The following is a 21183-nucleotide window of genomic DNA, read 5'->3' on the forward strand; positions in this document are numbered from 1 at the left end:
ATGCTAACAATTCAAGAAGAGCTTAGCAGCATGCGAAAGGAGCTGAACTTTCAAAAGAAAGAGAAAGGTAGACTGCAGAATGAATTAGACATTATAAATAAAAAACTAGTTTTTCAAAATAAAGAAAAAGGGAAGCGTGCCACAGAATTGAGCATCGCTAATAAGGAACTGATTTTTCAAACAAACGAAAAGAAAAAAAGAGCAGCCGAATTGGCCATTGCAGATAAAGAACTAGGGTATCAAAATAAAGAAAAACAAAAAAAAGAAATTGCCAGTAAAAAATTGGAGGCTACTAGTTTTTCGGCAAAACAATACTCACAATATTCCAGGAGTTTAATAGAAGCAAGTTTGGATCCGTTGGTTACAATAAATTCTAAAGGAATGATCACCGATGTGAACGAAGCATCAGTGAAAATTACGGGGGTTAAAAGAGAAAAATTGATCGGTACCGATTTCAGTATTTATTTTACAGAATCTAAAAAAGCAAGGGAAGGATATAGGCAAGCATTTGATAAAGGATTTGTTTCGGACTACCCGTTAACAATAAAAGATAAAAAAGGAAAATTAACCGATGTGTTGTACAATGCTTCTGTGTACAAAGATGATAATGGAAAAGTTTTAGGAGTATTTGCCGCAGCACGTGATGTAACACAACAAAAACAAATCTCTCACTACGCAAGAAGTTTAATAGAAGCAAGTTTAGACCCACTTGTTACCATCAATACGGCCGGGATATTAACCGACGTAAATGAAGCAATGGTTAAAGCCACCGATAAATCACGTGAAGAATTGATTGGAACAGCTTTTAAAGATTATTTTATAGAAAAAGAAAAAGCAAAATCGGTTTACAAAAAAGTATTCAGAGATAATTATATAATGAATTACCCATTAACAATTATAGATGGGGTGTTGACAGATGTAATATTGAGCGGATCGGTTTATAAAGATGTGCAAGGAAAGGTAATAGGGGCTGTATTTGTAGCCAGAGATATTACGGAAATAAAAAAAATAGAAAAGGAATTAATAGAAGCAAGAGTTTTTGCAGAGTTGGCAACTTTGATTGCCGAAGAAGCAAAAATTAAAGCCGAAACGGCTACACATAAAGCTGAAGATGCAGTGAAAGCTAAACAGCAGTTTTTATCGAATATGAGCCATGAGATAAGAACACCGATGAATGCCATTATTGGGTTTACAAAAGTTGTATTGAAAACAGAGCTTTCTGCAAAACAAAAGGAATATTTGATGGCCATCAAAATGAGTGGTGATGCATTAATTGTGTTAATCAATGATATTCTCGATCTGGCTAAAGTAGATGCCGGCAAAATGGTGTTTGAACAAACGCCTTTCAAAATGTCTCTCTCTATTGCTGCAATGTTGCATTTGTTTGAAACAAAAATTCAGGAAAAGAATTTGGAGCTGATAAAAGTGTATGACAAAAATATTCCCGAAGTGTTAGTTGGAGATCCGGTTCGTTTACATCAGATCATTTTAAACCTCATAAGCAATGCTGTGAAGTTTACTAATAAAGGAAAGATAACAGTTAGCGTAAAATTATTGAATGAAGATGATGCAAAAGCTACCATTGAATTTTCTGTTTCTGATACGGGTATTGGTATAACAGAAAATAAGATTGAAAAGATATTTGAAAATTTTCAGCAGGCATCCAGTGGAACTTCCAGGTTATATGGAGGCACCGGTCTTGGCTTAGCTATAGTAAAACAATTGGTAGAGCCGCAAGGGGGAACCATTTATGTAAAGAGCAAGATCGATGAAGGTTCTACATTCAGTTTTACACTAGATTTTTTAAAAACGGACGAAAAACCTGAATTAGAGATAGAGATAGTGGAATTAGACAGTGAAATAAAGAATATCAAAGTATTGGTTGTAGAGGATATTGCATTGAATCAACTATTGATGAAAACGCTGCTGGACGATTTCGGATTTGAAAGAGATATAGCATCTAATGGCAAGATCGCTATTGAAAAACTTAAAGAAAAATCGTACGATATTATTTTAATGGATCTGCAAATGCCCGAAATGAATGGCTTTGAAGCCACAGAATATATACGGGAAACTCTTAAATCAAAAATTCCAATCATTGCGTTAACAGCAGATGTTACAACAGTTGACCTGGCGAAGTGTAAGGAGGTTGGTATGAACGATTATATTGCCAAGCCTGTTGACGAGAGATTATTGTACAGCAAGATCATTGGGTTGGTTAAAAAAACACCTACTCAAAATAAGCAACCGGAAAAAGCGGATGAGCTAATAGAAAAGCAAAAATGTATCGACCTGGCCTATTTGATGCATCGAACAAAATCTGATCCTGCATTGATGATGGAGATGATAGCACTTTATCTGGAGCAAACCCCGCCTTTAATTACAACTATCAAGCAAAGCGTTGAAACAAAGGACTGGTCAATGTTGCATTCGGCTGTGCATAAGATGATCCCGTCTTTTTCAATAATGGGAATCAACGAAGATTTTGAAAATATGGCAAAAAAAATTCAAGAATACGCATCAAGTCAACTGCAAACAGACGAAATACTTACAATGGTATTACAAATCGAAAATGTCTGTGTTCAAGCATGTATAGAATTAACAGAAGAGTTTAACAGAATAAAAAATCTAATCAATGAAAACGGAAAATAAGATCAAACTTTTTCTAGTAGATGACGATGCGCTTTTTTTGAAAGGCTTAAGCATTGAATTTAAAAGCAGTGCCGATTTTGAAATCGAAACTTATGCAACAGGAGAACTTTGTATACAAAACCTTTCTCATAACCCCGATGTTATTGTTCTGGATTATCAGCTTGATGGCATTAATCCTAATGCTATCAATGGCATTCAAACTTTAGATAAAATAAAAGCATACGATTCGGATATTCCTGTTATAATGCTGTCTTCACAGGATAAAATAGATGTGGCAATTAATTGCATGCATCACCGAGCTTTTGATTATGTAGTTAAAAGTGAAACAGCTTTTCTTCGTCTGCAAAAGATCATCACTACTATTTTCGGTTACAAAAAAATGGAAAAAGAATTGAATTGGTATATGAGCAAAATGTAATCATCCGATTTTATGAGTATAGCGTAAATCATGTAACTCTTTTGATCATTGATGTAACAATTATCTTATTGAAGTCGATCAACTTTGTATCGTAATAATTCAGTTACGATATAAAATACAAAAATGAAAAAATTTAAAGTAATTATGAGTGTGTTCGTACTTGGCTTACTTATAAGCTCATGCTCAAAAAGCAACGACGGCACTTATTCTTATAACGTTAAAATGACGGATGCTCCCGGTCCGTATAGTGCAGTGTATGTTGATATACGGGCAATAGAATTAACAGGGTCTAACGGAAATGTAGTAACCATGAATACAAAAGCAGGTATTTATAACTTACTTGATTTTTCGAACGGAATTGATACACTAATAGCAACTGGTACACTAAATGTTGCAACTGTTCAGCAGATCAGATTGATCTTAGGTACTAATAATTCAGTTGTGTTAAACAATGTAACCTATCCTTTGAGTACACCAAGTGCTGATCAGTCAGGATTAAAACTACAAGTTAATCATACAATACAGGCGGGTGTAGCTTATACCGTATTACTTGATTTTGATGCTAACAAATCAATTGTTGAAACCGGAGCCGGCGTTTACAAACTAAAACCCGTTATCAGAACAATTGTAGCAGCAACGAGTGGTTCAATCAAAGGAAAAATATCTCCGGTTGGAACATTAGCAATGGTTACAGCAACATCTGCAACAACAAGTATGACCTATTCATCGAATGTTAATGTTGATGGAGAATTTATCATTGCCGGTCTTCCTGCAGATACTTACTCTATTACCGTTACGCCGGCTTTGCCTTTATTACCTGTTACACAAGGAAACATTGCTGTAACAACAGGCGCTACGGCAAATACTGGAACAATGCTCTTTTAATTAGCAGAAAAAAATTGAGCCCCTCTTTATATAGAGGGGCTTTTTTATTTCATTTCTCTCCAAACATTATAGCGGTTTAAAAAATGAATTATCATAATGTGTGAATGATGTAACTCTTAAGAACAAATGTGTAACAATTATTCAACAATGAAAACTCACCTTTAATGTGGCCAAAAGCAACAAAAATAAACTTCAATAAATGATAAAAACAAAAAAAATAGGCATTTGGATGGATCATTCAGTTGCTCATCTGATTGAATTTTCTACAGATCTCATTGAATCCAAATTTGATCTCCAAATAAAAGAAGGAGGACTTGCCAAGAGTGAACATGTAATGCATAATAAAGAACAAGACCAGCAGCATGAATATTATAAAAATATAAGTGATATAATAAAAGACTATGATGAGGTTTTATTGTTCGGCCCAACCGATGCAAAAACAGAGTTGTTGAATATGCTAAAAGAGGATCATCATTTTGATAAAGTAAGAATTGCTACCAAGCAAACAGATAAAATGACCAATAATCAGCAGCGAGCATTGGTTAAAGAGTTCTTTGAAAAAAATTGAATGATACTCTTTAGAAGTAAAAGGTATTAATGTTTTATACAATTAAATGATAGCCGATATTAAATTCCCTTTTTATGCAAAAGCATCACTTGTTTTTATTGGCCTATTTGCCTTTATAGCGGTGTTGTTTTATGTACAGGATATTATTGTGCCTGTGATCTATTCTACCATTATTGCAATAGTACTAAGCCCGGCAGTAGATTTTTTAGTAAGGCGAAAGATCAATCGTGCTCTTGCTATTGCATTTACGCTGGCATTGGTTATTTCAATTTTGATAGCCTTTATTACCTTGCTTTCGGCACAACTAATTCAGTTTAGTGATTCTTTCCCTGCACTGGTAATAAAATCACACTATATACTTGATCAATCCATCGCATGGGTGTCTTCACATTTCAATATAAGCACCGCAAAAATTAATTTTTGGGTTAATGAAAAAAATGCCGAGTTGATGAATGGAAGCGGTTATTTAATCGGCCAAACGATTTTGAATACCGGAGGTGTATTGATAGTGCTGTTCCTGATTCCGGTATATGTTTTCATGATATTGTTTTATCAACCATTGTTGCTTGAATTCATTCACAGGCTTTTTAGTTCCAGCAATCAGGTTGATGTAAGCAAAGTACTTACCGATACGAAGATCATTATCCGGAGTTATTTGGTAGGCTTACTTTTTGAAGCGGTGATAGTGGCAGTATTAAATTCAGTTAGTTTGTTGATACTCGGTGTACAGTATGCGATACTGCTTGGAGTTATCGGTGCCATACTTAATCTCATTCCTTACATTGGCGGTATTGTAGCGGTTGCATTACCAATGATCATTGCAATTGTTACCAAATCACCATCTTATTGTTTATTGGTATTAGGGGCATATATCCTAATTCAGTTTATCGACAATAATTATATCATGCCAAAAATAGTGGCATCAAAAGTAAAAATTAATGCACTGGTATCAATCATTGTAGTAATAGCGGGTGGTGCTTTGTGGGGGATTCCGGGTATGTTCTTATCTATTCCGCTCATTGCTATTGTCAAAGTTATTTTTGATCATATTGAATCGCTCAAACCGTGGGGCTATTTATTGGGAGATACCATGCCTGCATATTTGGGAATAAAATTTCCTTTCAAAAAAAAATATTTAATAAACGCCTTAAAATCATCTGATAAAAACAATTTAAAAAAACATAAAGATCACTAGTGTAATAGAAATACACTTCAGCGATTTGTAGCTATTTAACAATTCACAAAAACAATTCACAAAAACAATTCACAAAAACAAACAATTATGAAATTTTATTTAAACGTAGCTATTGCTGCAATTTTAATGACTGGTCAAGCTAATGCACAACACGTGAACATTGGTATTAAGGGAGGATTGAACCTCTACAATATCAACAATAGCAATGGCTTGAAGTATGATATGAAAGCCGGAGCACATATTGGGTTAATGGGACATATTCATTTAAACAAAATGCTTGCATTTCAACCGGAATTGGTTTATTCAATGCAGGGTGCAAAATACACCACAGGCGGTATGGATACTAAAATAAATTTAGGATATGTAAACGTTCCATTGCTAGTACAATATATGTTCGATAATGGATTCAGATTAGAGGCCGGTCCTCAGGTTGGATATCTTGTAAGTGCAAATACAAAAAGAGACGGAATTAAATCAGATATAAAAGATGATTTAAATGGTATTGATTTCGCACTTGGATTAGGTGTTGGTTATGTGCATCCGTCAACCGGGTTTGGTGTAGATGCAAGGTATAATCTTGGATTAAACAATATTAACGACAACAGTACTGTGAAATCAATGAACAGAGGATTACAGGTAGGTGTTTTTTATCTTTTCAATCATAAATAATCAGATCTAAGCAGAAGAGTATTTAGCTCTTCTGCTTTATTAAAAGCACAACATTTTGATTGCTCATTTAAAAAATATTTTTACTGATGCAGGAAACGTTACTCAATTTACCGGAAGGTTCTTTAAGGAAGTTTTCAAACGTCCTTTTGAAATAAAGGAATTATTCAGACAGTGTTATAACATTGGCTATAAGTCTGTACCCCTCGTTACTATTACAGGTTTCATCATGGGGCTGGTACTTACGTTACAATCACGTCCTACATTGGTAGAGTTTGGAGCAGAATCCTGGTTGCCGGGCATGGTAGCACTTTCATTGATTCGAGAAATTGCGCCGGTCATTACAGCATTGATCTGTGCAGGGAAAATCGCATCAGGTATCGGAGCCGAATTAGGATCGATGAAAGTAACAGAGCAGATAGATGCTATGGAAGTATCCGGAATTAACCCATATAAATATCTTGTAGCTACCAGAATACTGGCGGCAACTTTAATGATTCCTGTACTGGTAGTATTTGCTGATGGCGTTGGTATTATTGGAGGATATGTAGGAATGAATATTCACAGCGATGTTAGTATGTACAGATATTTTTCGCAAGTATTTGCTTCGTTGGAATTTTTAGATATCATACCAGCAACAGTCAAAACCTTTTTCTTTGGTTTTTTTATTGGCATGATCGGTTGCTACAAAGGCTATACTGCAGCTAACGGAACAGAAAGTGTAGGGAAGGCGGCCAATTCAGCTGTGGTAGCGGCGTCTCTCACCATATTTATAGTTGATATGCTTGCAGTACAAATTACAGATCTGTTTTTTTAAAATTATGATACCTGAAAAAATATATACAAAAAACTTGACCGAAGATGGTGCATCAGATCCGGTTATAAATATCAAAGGATTGTATAAATCTTTTGGGGAACATAACAAGATTTTGAGAGGACTGGATCTTACAGTAAAAAAAGGCGAGAATCTTGTAGTACTTGGAAAGTCCGGTTCGGGCAAATCCATTACTATAAAATGTTTAGTGGGTTTGGTTGTTGCAGATAAAGGAGAAATAAAAGTATTTGGAACAGATATTTCAAATTTAAATGACAACCAGCTGAATAATATTCGTGTGAGAATAGGTTTTCTTTTTCAAAATTCGGCTTTGTATGATTCAATGACAGTAAGGGAAAATCTTGAATTTCCATTAAAAAGACACAACAGAAAAATATCCGACAAAGATGTAGAGGAGGCAATTATTCAGGTATTGGAAAGTGTAGGATTGGCAGAAGCAATTGATAAAATGCCAAGTGAATTGTCGGGAGGTATGCGTAAAAGAATCGGGCTGGCTCGTACGCTTATTTTAAACCCTGAAATTATTTTGTACGACGAACCTACAACCGGTTTGGATACCATCACTTCAAGAGAGATCAGCGAACTTATTTTGTCCATTCAAAAAAAATATAAAACATCTTCTGTCATCATTACACATGATATGGCTTGTGCTAAACTAACAGGCGATAGGTTGGCCATTTTAAAAGATGGTGTGATACATGCAGAGGGCACTTATGCTGAATTGGAAAAAAGTAACGACGATTGGGTTCGTTCATTTTTTATTTGATCATTCAAAAAATTATTATATGCTAAAGGAATCGGGGTTTACATGGAAATTAGGAATGTTTGTAATAATAGGTCTAGCACTATTTGTAGCTACGATCTATTTTGTTGGAAAGCAAAAGAATCTTTTCGGATCTACTATTCATTTAAATGTAAAGTTCAAAACAGTCAGCGGATTAAAAGTTGGTAACAATGTAAGATTTTCCGGTATCAATGTAGGAACAGTAGATAACATAGAATTGATAACAGATACAAGTGTAGTAGTAAATCTGCTGATAAAAAAAGAGATACAACAATTCATAAAAAAAGATGCACTTGCCAGTATCGGCTCTGATGGATTAATGGGAGACAAGGTATTAACCATCTCTCCCGGAAAATCATTGCTTGATCCCGTAAAAGACAACGACTATATCGTTTCAAAAACTGCTATAGAAATGGAGGATGTTATGTCTAGCGTAAAAACAAGTGTAGATAATGTAGGTATTATAACAGGTCAGTTAGCACAATTCAGTTATAAAATGAACAATGGAAATGGAGCGTTATCAAAACTGATAAGTGATCAGGAATTTTCTGAAAGTATCAAAAGTACAATTACAAATCTTCAGGCTAGTTCTAATCAATTTGCTCAATTCACTACAAAAATGAATGATGGCAGTTTTGGCAAGTCACTCGATTCTACTATGATCAATATACAAGGTGCTACAAAAGGGTTGAATGAAAACATGGAAGCCGCCAAGCATAATATTTTACTAAGAGGTTACTTTAAAAAGAAAGCTAAGGCAGATGCAAAAAAAATAGCGGACGAAAAAAAGAAACAAAGCTCGAAAAAGGTTGATGTTGATTCGAATCAAATAGACACCATAAAACAAAAACGTATAAAATGAAAAACGAATCCACAGTAAATAAATCCCTTCTTCATTCAGCCGACAGGATACTTGATGCTGCACTGCTAACTTTTGATCTGCAGGCAATTATTGCAAAGCTCAAACAGGAAGATATCTGGAAAATGGGAGAACGGGATTCTGTTACGTTGATGAAAAGCGAGTACATGAGAATCGTACTCATCGCTTTGCATAGCCAAATGGAAATTAATTTTCATCAATCCGGAAATGTAATAAGCATACAGTTAATTGAAGGCGAAGTAATTTTTGAAACGGAGGCCCAGTCTGTGATCCTGAAAGAAGGCAGCTTATTAACACTTCACGAAGAAATGACACATACATTAACAGCTGTAAAAGAATCTGTTTTTCTTTTAACGGTTGCTTTATGTTCTGCATAAATATTTATGAAGAAAAATCTTATAGAGATATATAAATTCGCTAAACAGGTTATTGCTGAATTTATTGAAGACAATGCATTAAAATACAGTGCATCACTTTCTTACTATACCATTTTTTCTTTAGCTCCGATGATGATCATCATCTTTACATTTAGTGGATTTTTATTCAGCCAACAAGCCATGCAAGGGCAAATATTTGACGAAATCAAAAATTTGGTAGGTAGTGAAGCCGCTTTGCAAATTCAAACCACCATAAAAAATATTCATCTTTCGAAAGACACATGGGTTGCTACAACAATCGGTATCATTACTTTGATAGTAGGCGCTACGGGTATATTTGGCGAAATGCAGGATTCGCTCAATAAAATTTGGGGACTTCAGCTAAAACCCACAAGCGGGTTAAAAAAAATATTCACCAACAGGCTTTTGTCTTTCTCGTTAGTTCTGAGTCTGGGCTTTGTTTTAACTGTATCGCTAATTTTAAATGCCATTATATTTGGATTGGGCAGCCACTTGAATAATTTTTTTTCAGGTAAGTTTTATGATTTGATCCCTTTTTTCGAAAATATTTTTTCTTTCTTGGTAACCACGGTACTATTTGCCGCAATTTTTAAAATACTCCCCGACGCAAAAATCAAGTGGAAAGATGTATTTATAGGAGCACTGGTAACATCATTACTTTTTATGCTCGGAAAATTTTTGATAGGGTATTATTTGTCAGCGAGTAAACTAACAACAATTTACGGCGCCGCCGGATCGGTAATTATAATACTTCTATGGACATACTACAGCTCCGCCATTTTGTTTATGGGTGCTGAATTCACAAAGGTTTACGCATTAAGGTACGATCGCAGGATATCCCCTAACAATTATTCCGTATGGACAAAGACCGAAGAACTACCTGTAGAAAATATAACGCCTAAAAAAGATGTTGAATAGAATTATTTGCCTTAAACTCTCTATGTCGAATGTGTGAATAATGTAAATTATTCAGGTCATTGTGTAACATAATAAGTAGGCAAATCAGGCATCTTTGTCTTTCATCTTAAATTATTGCAATGCCTATACTTACTATTCTTATTGTACTCATCGTTGTTGGTATTATTCTTTGGTTAGTTAATACCTACATTCCAATGGATCGAAAGATCAAAAACATACTTAATGTAGTTGTTGTGATCGTAGTGGTTATTTGGCTATTAAAGGTTTTTGGAGTTTTATCTTCTTTAAATAATCTGCACACATAATAATCAATAACTACTTATTAAAAAATTAAAATAAATTTTATGAATATAAAAAAACTAATGTCTCTGTTTGCAATTGTACTTTTTGCAAACTCATTTTTACCGGTATACGCACAGGAAAAAGTAGCCACTCCTTCTAAATACGTTATGAAAAAAGATGGTGATGGTGACGGGGTTAAAAATAAAAGAGATAAATGTCCTACAACTCCCCCGGGTGTTGTGGTAGATGGCAAAGGTTGCCCAATCGATACAGATGCAGATGGAGTTCCAGATTATTTAGATAATTGCCCTGCATTGCCAGGCTTAGCTATTATGAATGGTTGTCAGGATAAAGATAACGATGGCGTAAATGATTATGATGATGTATGTCCTGATGTTCCGGGTATTGGAAGATTTAAAGGTTGTCCGGATAGTGATGCAGATGGCGTTGAGGATTCAAAAGATAAATGTCCGAATGCAATGGGGTCCGATCTGTTTAAAGGCTGCCCGGATACTGATGGAGATGGGATAGAAGATTCAAAAGATAATTGCCCTGCTACTAAAGCCGGGGTGAAAGTTGATTTTAAAGGTTGTCCTTCGGATTCAGATGGTGATGGCGTTGTTGATTCAGAAGATAAATGTCCCGGTACCAGAATGGGAATTAAGGTTGATGCTACAGGATGTACGGTTGATACAGATGGCGATGGTGTTTTAGATGTGGCAGATAAATGTCCATCAATAGCAGGAGATGCTTCTAACAATGGTTGCCCGATGGCTAAAAAAGAAACACCAAAACGTATGCCTTTTGCTACACGTAAAATAAATTTCTCAAGTAAAAATGCATTGATCAATACATCTTCTTATGCAATGCTGGACGAGGTTTCAAATATTTTAAAAGAATATCCGGATTATAATCTGAGACTGAGCGGTCACACAGATGCATTAGAAAAAAAGCTAACCGCTCTTTCTCAAAATCGTGTAGATGCTGTAAAATCTTATTTGTTGAGTAAAGGTGTTCCCGAAAACAGAATTGTTACTTCGCTTTATGCCGGCACAAGGCCTGTAAGTTCAAATGTCACAGCAGCAGCAAGAGCACAAAACAGAAGAGTAGAATTGGAATTATATCTAAGATAATAGCTAAATAAATTAAAATGAATACTACAGAATTGAAGGGCACCTGGAATGAACAAAAAGGCAAACTCAAACAAAAATTTGCTGAGCTTACAGACAATTACCTGCTTTATGAAGAGGGTAAGAAGGATGAAATGCTCGGGAAGCTTCAAATTAAACTAGTAAATACACAACAAGAGTTATCTACGTTACTTAAAAATACTTGATATAGATATAGTATATGTGTTTGAGTTGGTTTTTATTTTCGAAAGGCTGTTGTTCTCAACAGCCTTTTCTTTTTGCATTCCTTTTCGTATAAGCAAAGTAATAATATTGTAACACTTTCCCCTAATTGTGTAATGCTTATCAACGTAAAGTGAACAACCTTTACGCTGTAACAATTCTGTTACATATAAATCTGTAAAATGAAAACAAAATTACTTTTTATCATCACTTATGTTATGCTGGTATTATTGCCGAAAACGAATTTTGCACAAACCCCTCAATTGGGCTCAATCGCAAATTTTGCGTTGTTTAATGGAGGTGGTGTAATTAATAACACCGGTTCTACCATTATTATTGGAGACGTTGGACTTGATAATGGAAATATCGTTGGATTTCCTCCTGGAAAAATCATTGGAGACGTCTACATAAAAAAAGCAATCCCCACTCAGGTGGAGATAGATATGGATGCTTTAAATGATACACTAACTGCAATACATTGTGATAGTACATTAAATACAACTTTAGGCGGCAATCAAACTTTGGTTGCTGGCGTTTATTGTTTAAGCTCGAATTTAATATTAGATGGAACCCTGATCTTAGATGGACAGGGGGATCCGAACGCTATATTTATTTTCAAAATTGATGGAAATTTCTCTGCAGCAAAATATTCAAATGTAGTTCTGATCAACATGGCTTCTTTAGACAATGTGTTTTGGCAGGTTAACGGAACTTTTGAGTTAGGGGATAGCGCAGTTTTTATGGGCAATATCATAACTCAGGGTAACATAAATTTATTAGAAGGGTCATCTGTTTTTGGTAGAGTAATTGCACATCACGGAGCAATTTTTCTAAATAACAATTTCATCACAACCGGAATGTCGTTAGCACCACTTGCTATCAAAGTTTCTCATATCAAAGTTAGCAATATTGATGGCAGCAATAGAATAGATTGGATCAGTGAAACAGAAAATAGAGGCGATTTCTATGAATTAGAAAGAAGTAACAATGGCAAAAGCTTTACGGCCATAAATGTCATCGCAGCAAATGGCCAATCCCGTTCATATGCATTCATTGATAAACATCCATTTGTTGGTATGAATTATTACCGTTTAAAACTAAAAGATGCCTCAGGAAGATTTACTTATTCTTCTATCGTTAAAGTAATTACAAGATCAAATATTTCGCTGATTGTATCAGTATATCCAAATCCTGTTATTAATAACATGACGATCATGATTAAAGGAGCATTGGGTAAACAACCAATCGTTCATATTACAGATATTGCCGGCAGGAAATTAAAAACATTGATAGTGTCAGGTAACAGAATTGATGTAAATACAGCAGCCCTAAAAGCGGGAATTTATTTTGTAAACTATGTTGACGAGAATAACAATCAGATAATTAAAATTAACAAGCTAAAAAAATAGCAAATAAAAATAGTTTTTGGTGTTTAGGTTAAGGATAAGGGCTGTTGTTTTCAACAGCCTTTTTTGTTTTTCATCGAATTTTAGATGTGTGAATTATACAACTTAATGTAAGTATTGTGTAACAGATAAGGCTTTCATTGTGCTCATCTTTGTAATGTTGTTCAGATCATCAATTTCTGAATAACTCAAATCAATAAAACATTCATCATGGGAAATTTGCTTTACGTTGTTGCAGTAATACTTGTTATCGGATGGGCAATCGGTTTCATTGGATTTAATGCCGGTGGTATCATACACGTACTTTTAGTTATTGCAATCATAGCGATCGTTCTCAGAGTCATCAAAGGAAATAAACCAATTTAAATTAAATAATAATGAAAAAAATCAAATTCTTCTTGGTAGCGACATGTTTGTCGTTAACTATTTTATCGCTTCAGGCAAATGCTTCAAATGTAATGCCTACTACACCTTTATCAGATTCGGCTCAAGCCAATGTTTTACTTCTAAGGTTGTATGAAATTAACAGTATGGATAAAACAAATCTCAGTACGTCCGATAAGAAAGTATTGAGAAAAGAAGTTCAATCGATCAACAGTTCACTTAAATCAACCAGTAATGGCGTATACCTTTCAATAGGTGCTGTTATAATTATCATTCTTCTGTTGATCTTATTAGTGTAAACAATTAAAAAATATAAGTATGAAAACAGGAAAAGTATTTTTAGGCATACTTGCAGGTGTAGCTGCAGGAGCATTATTAGGGATCTTATTTGCTCCGGACAAAGGATCAGAAACCAGAAGAAAAATTTCTAAAAAGGGATCTGACACAGTGGATGATCTTAAGGAAAAGTTTGATGGTGCATTAAATTCTATTTCGGAAAAATATGAAAGTATTAAGAAAGGCGCCGGAGATCTGGTTACTAATGTCAAAGAAAAATACGACGGTGTAAAAACTGAAATTAAAAATACAAACGTTTAATTTTTTATTCTATGAGCGATAATGCAACAACAATAGAAACGCTTTTTGAAAAAGCTGAGAACTACGGCCGAACATCTGTAGAACTATTAAGGTTAAAAGCGATCGGCAAATCGGCTGATGTGTTTTCATCTTTAGCGATACAATTGGTAATTACTATTGCTGTTGCAATATTAGCAATATGCCTCAATATTGCTTTGGCTTTATGGATCGGTGAATTGTTGGGGAAATCTTACTACGGGTTTTTAATAATTGCAGGGGCTTATGCTTTTATTACTGTAGTACTTTATATTTTCCGTTATCAATTGATCAAGAAACCGGTAAGCAATGCTATCATCATTCAAATGCAGCAGAAGACAATATGAAACAAAAAAGTGCAGCAGATCTGCTGAACGAAGCAATCAACGAAACTGAAGGCAGACAGGCCTATGAATTAAAATTACTTAAAGCACAATTTAAATGTACAGCCGAAAGTATGAAACCTGCTAATTTGATAAAAAGCTCTTTGCATGATGCAGTCACTTCTCCTGAATTAAAGAACAATATACTTAGTAACGCTGTAGGATTGGCTACAGGTTATCTTTCAAAAAAAATATTAGTAGGCTCATCGCACAATCCAATTAAAAGACTGTTGGGTACATTCTTACAATTTTCTATAGCAAATATTGTTGCAAAAAAGACAGACAATTTTGTTACAACTAAAGAGAGTGCAGAAGCAGCTGAATAGCACCAACAATATTACCAAACTAACTATCATGAAACATTTTATTACGGCATTTATTATTTTATTAAGTGCAACAATTTCGTATGGCCAGGGCTCATTACCTGTTGGCAAAAACCAACTTAATATTGGAGTAGGATTATCTGAATGGGGTGTTCCGGTCTATCTTGGTATCGATCATGGCATTACGAGAGATATTACCCTTGGAGGCGAATTGTCATTTAGGGCTTACCGTGAGCATTGGAAAAGCAATTATTATCGCCATAACATTATTGGTATTTCGGGTAATGGCAATTATCATTTCAACCGGGCACTTAAAATACCTGCCAAATATGATTTTTATGCCGGGTTGAATATTGGATTTTATGTATGGTCTTCACCGACAGGATACGAGGGCACACACAATTCCGGATTAGGATTGGGAGCGCAAGTTGGCGGCAGATATTATCTCTCTAATAAAGTAGGACTAAACCTAGAACTTGGCGGCGGCAGTGCATTTTCCGGTGGCAAATTCGGGATAACAATAAAATTATAATAAACATACTGTACCCCTGTACTCTCTTCAAAACCTGCCTTGTACGGCAGGTTTTTTTATACAATTCTTAAAGATGTGAATATTGCAAGTCTTACAGACAACTGTGTAACACTTATCGTTTGTATGTTGCTCATCTTTACAGTATCAAAAAACATTCTTCCAAACTCAACTTATTCAAAATAAAAATTACTACCATGAGAAAGATTTTAACTACCGCCTTACTTTGCATCATCATTAAGTTTTCATTTGCACAAAATATGTTTGCCCTTAATGCAAAAGCAGATGCTGCAACTTTTCCTGCCGATCCTTTAATAGCGATTACAGCTGAAGGAACAATAACCAATACAACGATTGAAAATAAAATGGAAGCATCCAATGCGGTTATGACTTTTTCGAGAGAAATAAATGCAGGAACGCAATCTAACGATAGACTATTCAACAAGTCATTGATCTGGTTTGCTAAATCTTTTTTTCATAGTTATGATAAAATTTTAAGCAGCGACAGATCAACGGGTATCATCACAGGCAGAACTTTTTTCTATTCAGGTTATAAAGTGCCGGGGAAAACAGACAGTACTAACGCATTTGATTATACCAACTATAATTTTGAGTGGACCATCAAAATTACGAATGGTAAAGTTGATTTTACTATTGGAAATATGTACGTAAATAAAAATATTCATGTAACTAATAATATCGATCAAAAAACTGCCGTTACCAAAGCTGTAAAAATTCCATTTATCGTATTGTTAAATACAGATGAAAAAATGAAAAACGATTGGAAATTGTCGAGGTCTTACTTAGTAAATAATTTAGATGCTTTGGTCGTATCCTTGAATAAGGAATTAGCAGGCGATAGTGATTTGAATTGGTATTTCTAATTTTAAAAAACGACTAATTCAAGAATAGAAATATACAGTAAAAGCCCGAAGATCTATTATATGATTTTCGGGCTTTTTGTTTTCTGTCACTGCGATCCTTTCATTGTATTGGTTCTTTAATATCTCCATAATGACTTAAACGCTTCTGTATATTTTTTCGGAGATCATATATATTTATAGAAAAATATTTATTGCATTACAAATATTTATATTTATCTTGATAAAGCCTATTTCCCACACTTGGTAAGTCTAGCTTCCTATTAAATACCACCATTTTTTAATTTAATAAATAGCGGTATGAAAAAAAACTATCTTCTCATCTTTTTGTTTTTACTTAACCTCAACCTTTTTGCTCAAAATATCGGGATAGGTACAAGTAGCCCTAATGCCAATGCCAAACTAGATGTTTTCGATAATTCTAAAGGGGTGCTGATCCCCAGAATGGATTCCACAGCAAGGAAAAATATTCCGAATACAAAAGGCCTTGTTGTATACGATAGTACTTACAACTCGTTTTGGTTTAACAATGGCTTTCAATGGCAGAAACTGCCTGCAGGTAATGCAGGTGCAACAGCGATGTCTGCAGGCGAAAATCCCGGAGATATATTATACTGGACCGGTACTGCATGGCAATCTCTTTCAGGCGGATTGCCGGGACAGGTTTTAGGTGTAGGAAACAATGGCTACCCGAAATGGATCACAACAAAAGACAGTACAACCATTGGAAATATTTATTTTGATAATTCAACAGATAACTCTCCTTATAAAGCGGGGCTGGGTCTATTGTATGCTCGTTTTTCAGTAGCAGGTCCCGATGGCGAAAATTCCTGTTTTGTACAAAACAATGATGGAGGTGATTGCTCCTTATTAAAAAATTTATGGATACTTCAGGAAATAACAACAGATGAGGCTGTGTTGGCCTGGGGAGATCCCGGCGTACAACCTTTGAATCAATCTAATTTTCAATCAAGCAATATTTTCTTCAGTAAAACATATCAGGTACTCCGTGCTTTAATAAAGTCATCTAACGATTATTTAAGTCAAACAACAGATGCCAAGCTAAACGAAGCCGGTGAAAATGCAACAACTAAAAATAAAGTTGCAGTGTACAGAGCTGAAGCAAGATTTTTAAGAGCACTAACCTATTATTATGCACTTGATCTGTTTGGTGGATTTGAAATGATGACAGAAAACAATGCACCGGGAGTATTGCCTGCTTATGCAAACAGTACAACTTTGGCCGGCTTTATAGAAACAGAACTTTTGGCAATTGAACCAACGTTACTTGCAGCTAAGACAAATGAATATTCCAGAGCAGATAAAGCAGCTGCATGGATGCTGTTAGCAAAACTTTATTTAAACGATGTGAAATATACAGGCGTTAATCGTTACACAGATTGCATCACACAAGTAAATAAAATTATTGCTACTCCGGGTTATACATTAGTGGTGCCTTATGCTAATTTATTTCTTGCAGACAATCATTCCAACGGTGCACAAAATGAAATTATATTTCCAATCAGGTTTGATGGCACTACTTTAAAAACCTGGGGAGCCACTTCATTCATACTTCATGGCCAGGTGGGTGGCTCAATGGTTGCCGCCAATTATGGAATTGATGGCGGATGGTGGGGACTAAGAACAAGGGCTGAATCATCCAATAAAATGCAGGCTACAGGGGTATCAGACCAAAGGAATAAACTATACACCAGTGGTCAAAATATTAACGTTACAAACTTGCAGGATTTTTCAAATGGCTATGCATTGGGAAAATTCAAGAATAAAACATCGGCAAATGCAAATGGCTCAAGTCTGAGTTTTGCCGATGTAGATTTTCCTTTATTCAGATTAGCAGATGTTTACCTAATGTATGCCGAAGCGGTATTAAGAGGTGGTACAGGCGGCTCTTCTGCTAATGCACTGACATATGTGAATCTCCTCAGAACAAGGGCCGGATTATCAGATATTAGTTTAGGCACAATGACACTCGATTATATCTTAGATGAAAGATTGAGAGAATTATATTGGGAAGGACACAGAAGAACAGACTTGGTTCGATATAATTTATTTGCCGGGGGTACTTACTTGTGGCAATGGAAGGGTGGTTCTTATGGAGGAACTGCTACACCCGCTGCTCATAATACATTTCCTGTTCCTCCATCGGCAATTAGCAACAATCCTAATGTACCGCCAACGCCGGGGTATTAAAAAACTTAAAATAAAAAAACCTCAACAATATTGTTGAGGTTTTTTGTGGTGTGGGCCGCACTCGAACTTTTTTGTTTTATTTGCTTTTGCCTGTTTTTGATTTCTATGAAATATCAGTAAAATCAATACTTTAATAAAATAAAGGAAAATGAGAAAAAGCGAAATTAAATAATTTATTGCCCCTATTCTTGCCCCTAAATCAATTTTATTTTTTATCTTTGATTTAAACAATGAAATATGGCAAGAACTAATACTGGCGTACGTTTCGTATTGAAGCGACCAAAAGAAGAAGTAAGTACTATCAAAGTAATTTTTTGCTACGACTACACTCAATTATACTATTACGAAAAGAAGCTATCTGTACCAGTAAAATTCTGGAATAAAAATGCGCAACGAGTAAAGGAAACGAGATCGTTTCCTGAGTATGCAGAATTAAATGCAACATTGGATTCCATTGAAAGTACTATCCTCGACTGTTATCGTAAATATAAAAATGATTTTAACTGTGAGCCGAGTGTTGACCTGCTTCGTGAGTTAATAAAAATAAAAAGGGGAACAAGCGTTAAGCCTGCAAATAAACCGCTTGAATTATTTGATTTTATTGAAGTGTTTATTAATGATGCAAAAGAAGGGAAGTATATAAATCTTGCAAAAGGTACACCGGTAGCTAAAATCACTATCAGGACATACCAACAAACACAAAAGCTATTAAAATCATATGTTGATCATTACGGTAAGATAAAGTTTGAGGACATCAGTACCCAGTTTCATAAAAAATTTACATACTTCCTGGCCAAAGTATATAGAAGCCCAGAAACAAATGCTCCATTGATGATTAATACAATCGGCAAACATCTTACCAATATTAAAACCTTTATGAGCGAAGCAATTGAAAGAGGACTTACCAAAAATCAAAGTTTCCGTAACAAATCATTTAAAGTTATACGCGAAGATGTAGACAAAATATATTTAACTGATCAAGAAATAAAGGCTTTGGAAGGATTGGACCTAAATGATAGTCCGAGGCTTGAAAAAGTAAGAGACATGTTTATCATCGGATGTCATACTGCTTTACGTATTTCAGATTTGAAACGATTGACCAAACAACATATTATTAAAGAAGATGGTGAATTGTTTATTAAAATTGAAATGAAAAAAACAGGAAAGCCTGTAACTATTCCTGTTAACTCTACAGTTAAGAGATTAATTAAAAAATATGAAAGTTCTACTGGAGATTATTTTCCGAGAGCAATATCTGATCAAAGAGCCAATGATTATATCAAAGAAGCTGCAGCTATGGTTGAAGAATTAAAGAAAGAAGTCATAATAAATACTACTGAAGATGGACTTCGGGTTTCTAAATCAATTCCAAAATATGAATTGATAACTAATCATACGGCTCGACGCAGTTTTGCTACGAACTCGGCACTTAAAGGGATGAGTTACCAGTTTATCATGCCAATCACTGGCCACTCTACAACGAAGAGCTTTCTCCGTTATATCAAAATAGATGGAATGAATGCTGCGAAAATGTTTACTGCTGAGATGAAAAGATTAGGAAAGAACAATTTAAAAGTTGTATGATAAAGCTTTAGATTTGAAATTTTTCAAGTCCAATAATATTTTTAATGGTATTATCAGAAAATCGGTTAGGGTTGTGTTTTTTTAAGTTTAAAATAATATTATAAATAATATTTGAACTAATTCCTATTTCATGACCTTCGAATTGTTGATTACCGCCACTTATAGCATCACCCCAGCCAGTAAAAACCATAAATCTTTTTGTGCCCGCAATTTCTTCTCTTACTAACTCCCAAGGAACATTGTAAGTACTTGTAGTATTTGAACTCAATCCAACTACGGCTTCAGTGGTATTACCTTGAAATAAAAAATGATACCGCCCTGTGGGCTTCCTAAAGCTATTCATAAAACCAAAACTCGGACCATCTGATACTTCCTCTTCCCAAACTCTAAAATTTGTATCCGGAGCAAATAGTTTAGAAAAGTCATCTTCCCTTACAACATAAAACTCCAATGATGAATAATCGAATAAATCTTTACGCCATAAATACCTAAATCTTATATCACCATCCCTCATCATCTCAGGATCAATCATTGCACTTCTTTTATCTGTTACAAAACCTAATTTCTGAATTATCTTCTCTGAATTAACATTATCCTTATCAATATCTGCCTCTATTGTTTGAATACCTAATTCTTTTAACTTGTCAATGATAATTTCAGCGATACTTGTAATGATCCCTTGTTTCCTATACTTCGGAGCTAAGGCATAACTAATACGAGCATTTTTCAGGCTGTCACGAAATTCAAAGGCAAAAAACCCACATGGTTTATCCCCGGAGAATAAACCAGTGCCTTTCTTATAAATTACCCAAGCATAACCAGCACCTTTTGATATGTCAAGGAACCAATAATTTACAAGCTGCCTGTAATCCTGTTGTGCTTCTTTCGGAACAATATAATACTTACGAATATCAGGGTCTTGAAAAAGATCACTAATGAATTGACGATGTTCTTCTGAAATCTTTTTCAAAATCAACTTGTCTGTACTTATTTCTTGTAATGGCTGAAAGTTCATAGTGACTATTTAGATAAATATA

At 34.8% G+C, this 21183-nt stretch carries 25 protein-coding genes; 24 read left to right on the forward strand and 1 reads right to left on the reverse strand.

Features of this window, described 5'->3' with window-relative positions:
• From ACQ33O_RS03705 to ACQ33O_RS03820, 24 genes are all read left to right on the forward strand, one after another.
• Positions 1 to 2652, forward strand: coding sequence for an ATP-binding protein (locus ACQ33O_RS03705; RefSeq protein ID WP_430994213.1), 2652 nt, complete (start codon positions 1 to 3; stop codon positions 2650 to 2652).
• The gene (locus ACQ33O_RS03710; protein WP_430994214.1) at positions 2636 to 3070 is read left to right on the forward strand and encodes a response regulator; all 435 of its coding nucleotides are present in this window, start codon (positions 2636 to 2638) and stop codon (positions 3068 to 3070) included. The genes ACQ33O_RS03705 and ACQ33O_RS03710 overlap by 17 nt, the downstream gene beginning before the upstream one ends.
• Positions 3071 to 3193: 123 nt before the next feature.
• Entirely contained in the window at positions 3194 to 3955 is a 762-nt protein-coding gene (locus tag ACQ33O_RS03715) for a DUF4382 domain-containing protein (protein ID WP_430994215.1), read from the forward strand.
• A 199-nt stretch (positions 3956 to 4154) separates the two neighbouring features.
• Positions 4155 to 4523: a hypothetical protein gene (locus tag ACQ33O_RS03720; protein ID WP_430994216.1), complete on the forward strand. Its 369-nt coding sequence runs from the start codon at positions 4155 to 4157 to the stop codon at positions 4521 to 4523.
• Between the two features lie 46 nt (positions 4524 to 4569).
• Positions 4570 to 5718, forward strand: coding sequence for an AI-2E family transporter (locus ACQ33O_RS03725; RefSeq protein ID WP_430994217.1), 1149 nt, complete (start codon positions 4570 to 4572; stop codon positions 5716 to 5718).
• Between the two features lie 87 nt (positions 5719 to 5805).
• Entirely contained in the window at positions 5806 to 6387 is a 582-nt protein-coding gene (locus ACQ33O_RS03730; protein ID WP_430994218.1) for a porin family protein, read from the forward strand.
• A gap of 55 nt (positions 6388 to 6442) precedes the next feature.
• Complete coding sequence (locus ACQ33O_RS03735) at positions 6443 to 7201, forward strand: MlaE family ABC transporter permease (RefSeq protein ID WP_430994219.1); 759 nt, start codon at positions 6443 to 6445, stop codon at positions 7199 to 7201.
• Positions 7202 to 7205: 4 nt separating this feature from the next.
• Complete coding sequence (locus tag ACQ33O_RS03740) at positions 7206 to 7985, forward strand: ABC transporter ATP-binding protein (RefSeq protein WP_430994220.1); 780 nt, start codon at positions 7206 to 7208, stop codon at positions 7983 to 7985.
• 19 nt (positions 7986 to 8004) lie between these two features.
• The gene (locus ACQ33O_RS03745) at positions 8005 to 8865 is read left to right on the forward strand and encodes an MlaD family protein (RefSeq protein ID WP_430994221.1); all 861 of its coding nucleotides are present in this window, start codon (positions 8005 to 8007) and stop codon (positions 8863 to 8865) included.
• Positions 8862 to 9260, forward strand: coding sequence for a hypothetical protein (locus ACQ33O_RS03750; protein WP_430994222.1), 399 nt, complete (start codon positions 8862 to 8864; stop codon positions 9258 to 9260). The genes ACQ33O_RS03745 and ACQ33O_RS03750 overlap by 4 nt, the downstream gene beginning before the upstream one ends.
• Positions 9261 to 9266: 6 nt before the next feature.
• Entirely contained in the window at positions 9267 to 10199 is a 933-nt protein-coding gene (locus ACQ33O_RS03755; RefSeq protein WP_430994223.1) for a YihY/virulence factor BrkB family protein, read from the forward strand.
• A gap of 119 nt (positions 10200 to 10318) precedes the next feature.
• Positions 10319 to 10504: a Thivi_2564 family membrane protein gene (locus ACQ33O_RS03760; RefSeq protein ID WP_430994224.1), complete on the forward strand. Its 186-nt coding sequence runs from the start codon at positions 10319 to 10321 to the stop codon at positions 10502 to 10504.
• A gap of 39 nt (positions 10505 to 10543) precedes the next feature.
• On the forward strand, positions 10544 to 11614 hold the full coding sequence (locus ACQ33O_RS03765; protein WP_430994225.1) for an OmpA family protein: 1071 nt from the start codon (positions 10544 to 10546) through the stop codon (positions 11612 to 11614).
• A gap of 17 nt (positions 11615 to 11631) precedes the next feature.
• On the forward strand, positions 11632 to 11817 hold the full coding sequence (locus ACQ33O_RS03770; RefSeq protein WP_430994226.1) for a CsbD family protein: 186 nt from the start codon (positions 11632 to 11634) through the stop codon (positions 11815 to 11817).
• A 198-nt stretch (positions 11818 to 12015) separates the two neighbouring features.
• Positions 12016 to 13242 (forward strand): ice-binding family protein, encoded by a 1227-nt coding sequence (locus ACQ33O_RS03775; RefSeq protein ID WP_430994227.1) that lies wholly within the window; start codon positions 12016 to 12018, stop codon positions 13240 to 13242.
• A 207-nt stretch (positions 13243 to 13449) separates the two neighbouring features.
• Positions 13450 to 13605 (forward strand): lmo0937 family membrane protein, encoded by a 156-nt coding sequence (locus ACQ33O_RS03780; protein ID WP_430994228.1) that lies wholly within the window; start codon positions 13450 to 13452, stop codon positions 13603 to 13605.
• 11 nt (positions 13606 to 13616) lie between these two features.
• Positions 13617 to 13922, forward strand: a complete 306-nt coding sequence (locus ACQ33O_RS03785) for a hypothetical protein (protein ID WP_430994229.1) — start codon at positions 13617 to 13619, stop codon at positions 13920 to 13922.
• 19 nt (positions 13923 to 13941) lie between these two features.
• Positions 13942 to 14220 (forward strand): YtxH domain-containing protein, encoded by a 279-nt coding sequence (locus tag ACQ33O_RS03790; RefSeq protein WP_430994230.1) that lies wholly within the window; start codon positions 13942 to 13944, stop codon positions 14218 to 14220.
• An 11-nt stretch (positions 14221 to 14231) separates the two neighbouring features.
• Positions 14232 to 14582 (forward strand): hypothetical protein, encoded by a 351-nt coding sequence (locus ACQ33O_RS03795; protein WP_430994231.1) that lies wholly within the window; start codon positions 14232 to 14234, stop codon positions 14580 to 14582.
• Positions 14579 to 14944: a hypothetical protein gene (locus ACQ33O_RS03800; protein ID WP_430994232.1), complete on the forward strand. Its 366-nt coding sequence runs from the start codon at positions 14579 to 14581 to the stop codon at positions 14942 to 14944. The genes ACQ33O_RS03795 and ACQ33O_RS03800 overlap by 4 nt, the downstream gene beginning before the upstream one ends.
• A gap of 28 nt (positions 14945 to 14972) precedes the next feature.
• The gene (locus tag ACQ33O_RS03805; RefSeq protein WP_430994233.1) at positions 14973 to 15473 is read left to right on the forward strand and encodes a hypothetical protein; all 501 of its coding nucleotides are present in this window, start codon (positions 14973 to 14975) and stop codon (positions 15471 to 15473) included.
• Positions 15474 to 15667: 194 nt separating this feature from the next.
• Complete coding sequence (locus ACQ33O_RS03810) at positions 15668 to 16354, forward strand: DUF4468 domain-containing protein (RefSeq protein WP_430994234.1); 687 nt, start codon at positions 15668 to 15670, stop codon at positions 16352 to 16354.
• A gap of 297 nt (positions 16355 to 16651) precedes the next feature.
• On the forward strand, positions 16652 to 18562 hold the full coding sequence (locus ACQ33O_RS03815; RefSeq protein ID WP_430994235.1) for a RagB/SusD family nutrient uptake outer membrane protein: 1911 nt from the start codon (positions 16652 to 16654) through the stop codon (positions 18560 to 18562).
• Between the two features lie 237 nt (positions 18563 to 18799).
• A complete protein-coding gene (locus ACQ33O_RS03820; RefSeq protein WP_430994236.1) occupies positions 18800 to 20146 on the forward strand; it encodes a site-specific integrase in 1347 nt (448 codons plus the stop codon).
• A gap of 7 nt (positions 20147 to 20153) precedes the next feature.
• On the opposite strand, the gene ACQ33O_RS03825 is transcribed toward ACQ33O_RS03820, so the two are convergent.
• Positions 20154 to 21161 carry a GNAT family N-acetyltransferase gene (locus ACQ33O_RS03825; protein ID WP_430994237.1) on the reverse strand — a complete coding sequence of 336 codons (1008 nt, stop codon included), beginning with the start codon at positions 21159 to 21161 and terminating at the stop codon, positions 20154 to 20156.
• Positions 21162 to 21183 lie beyond the last annotated feature (22 nt).

The organism is Ferruginibacter sp. SUN002 (genome assembly GCF_050611725.1).
GTDB lineage: Bacteria > Bacteroidota > Bacteroidia > Chitinophagales > Chitinophagaceae > Ferruginibacter.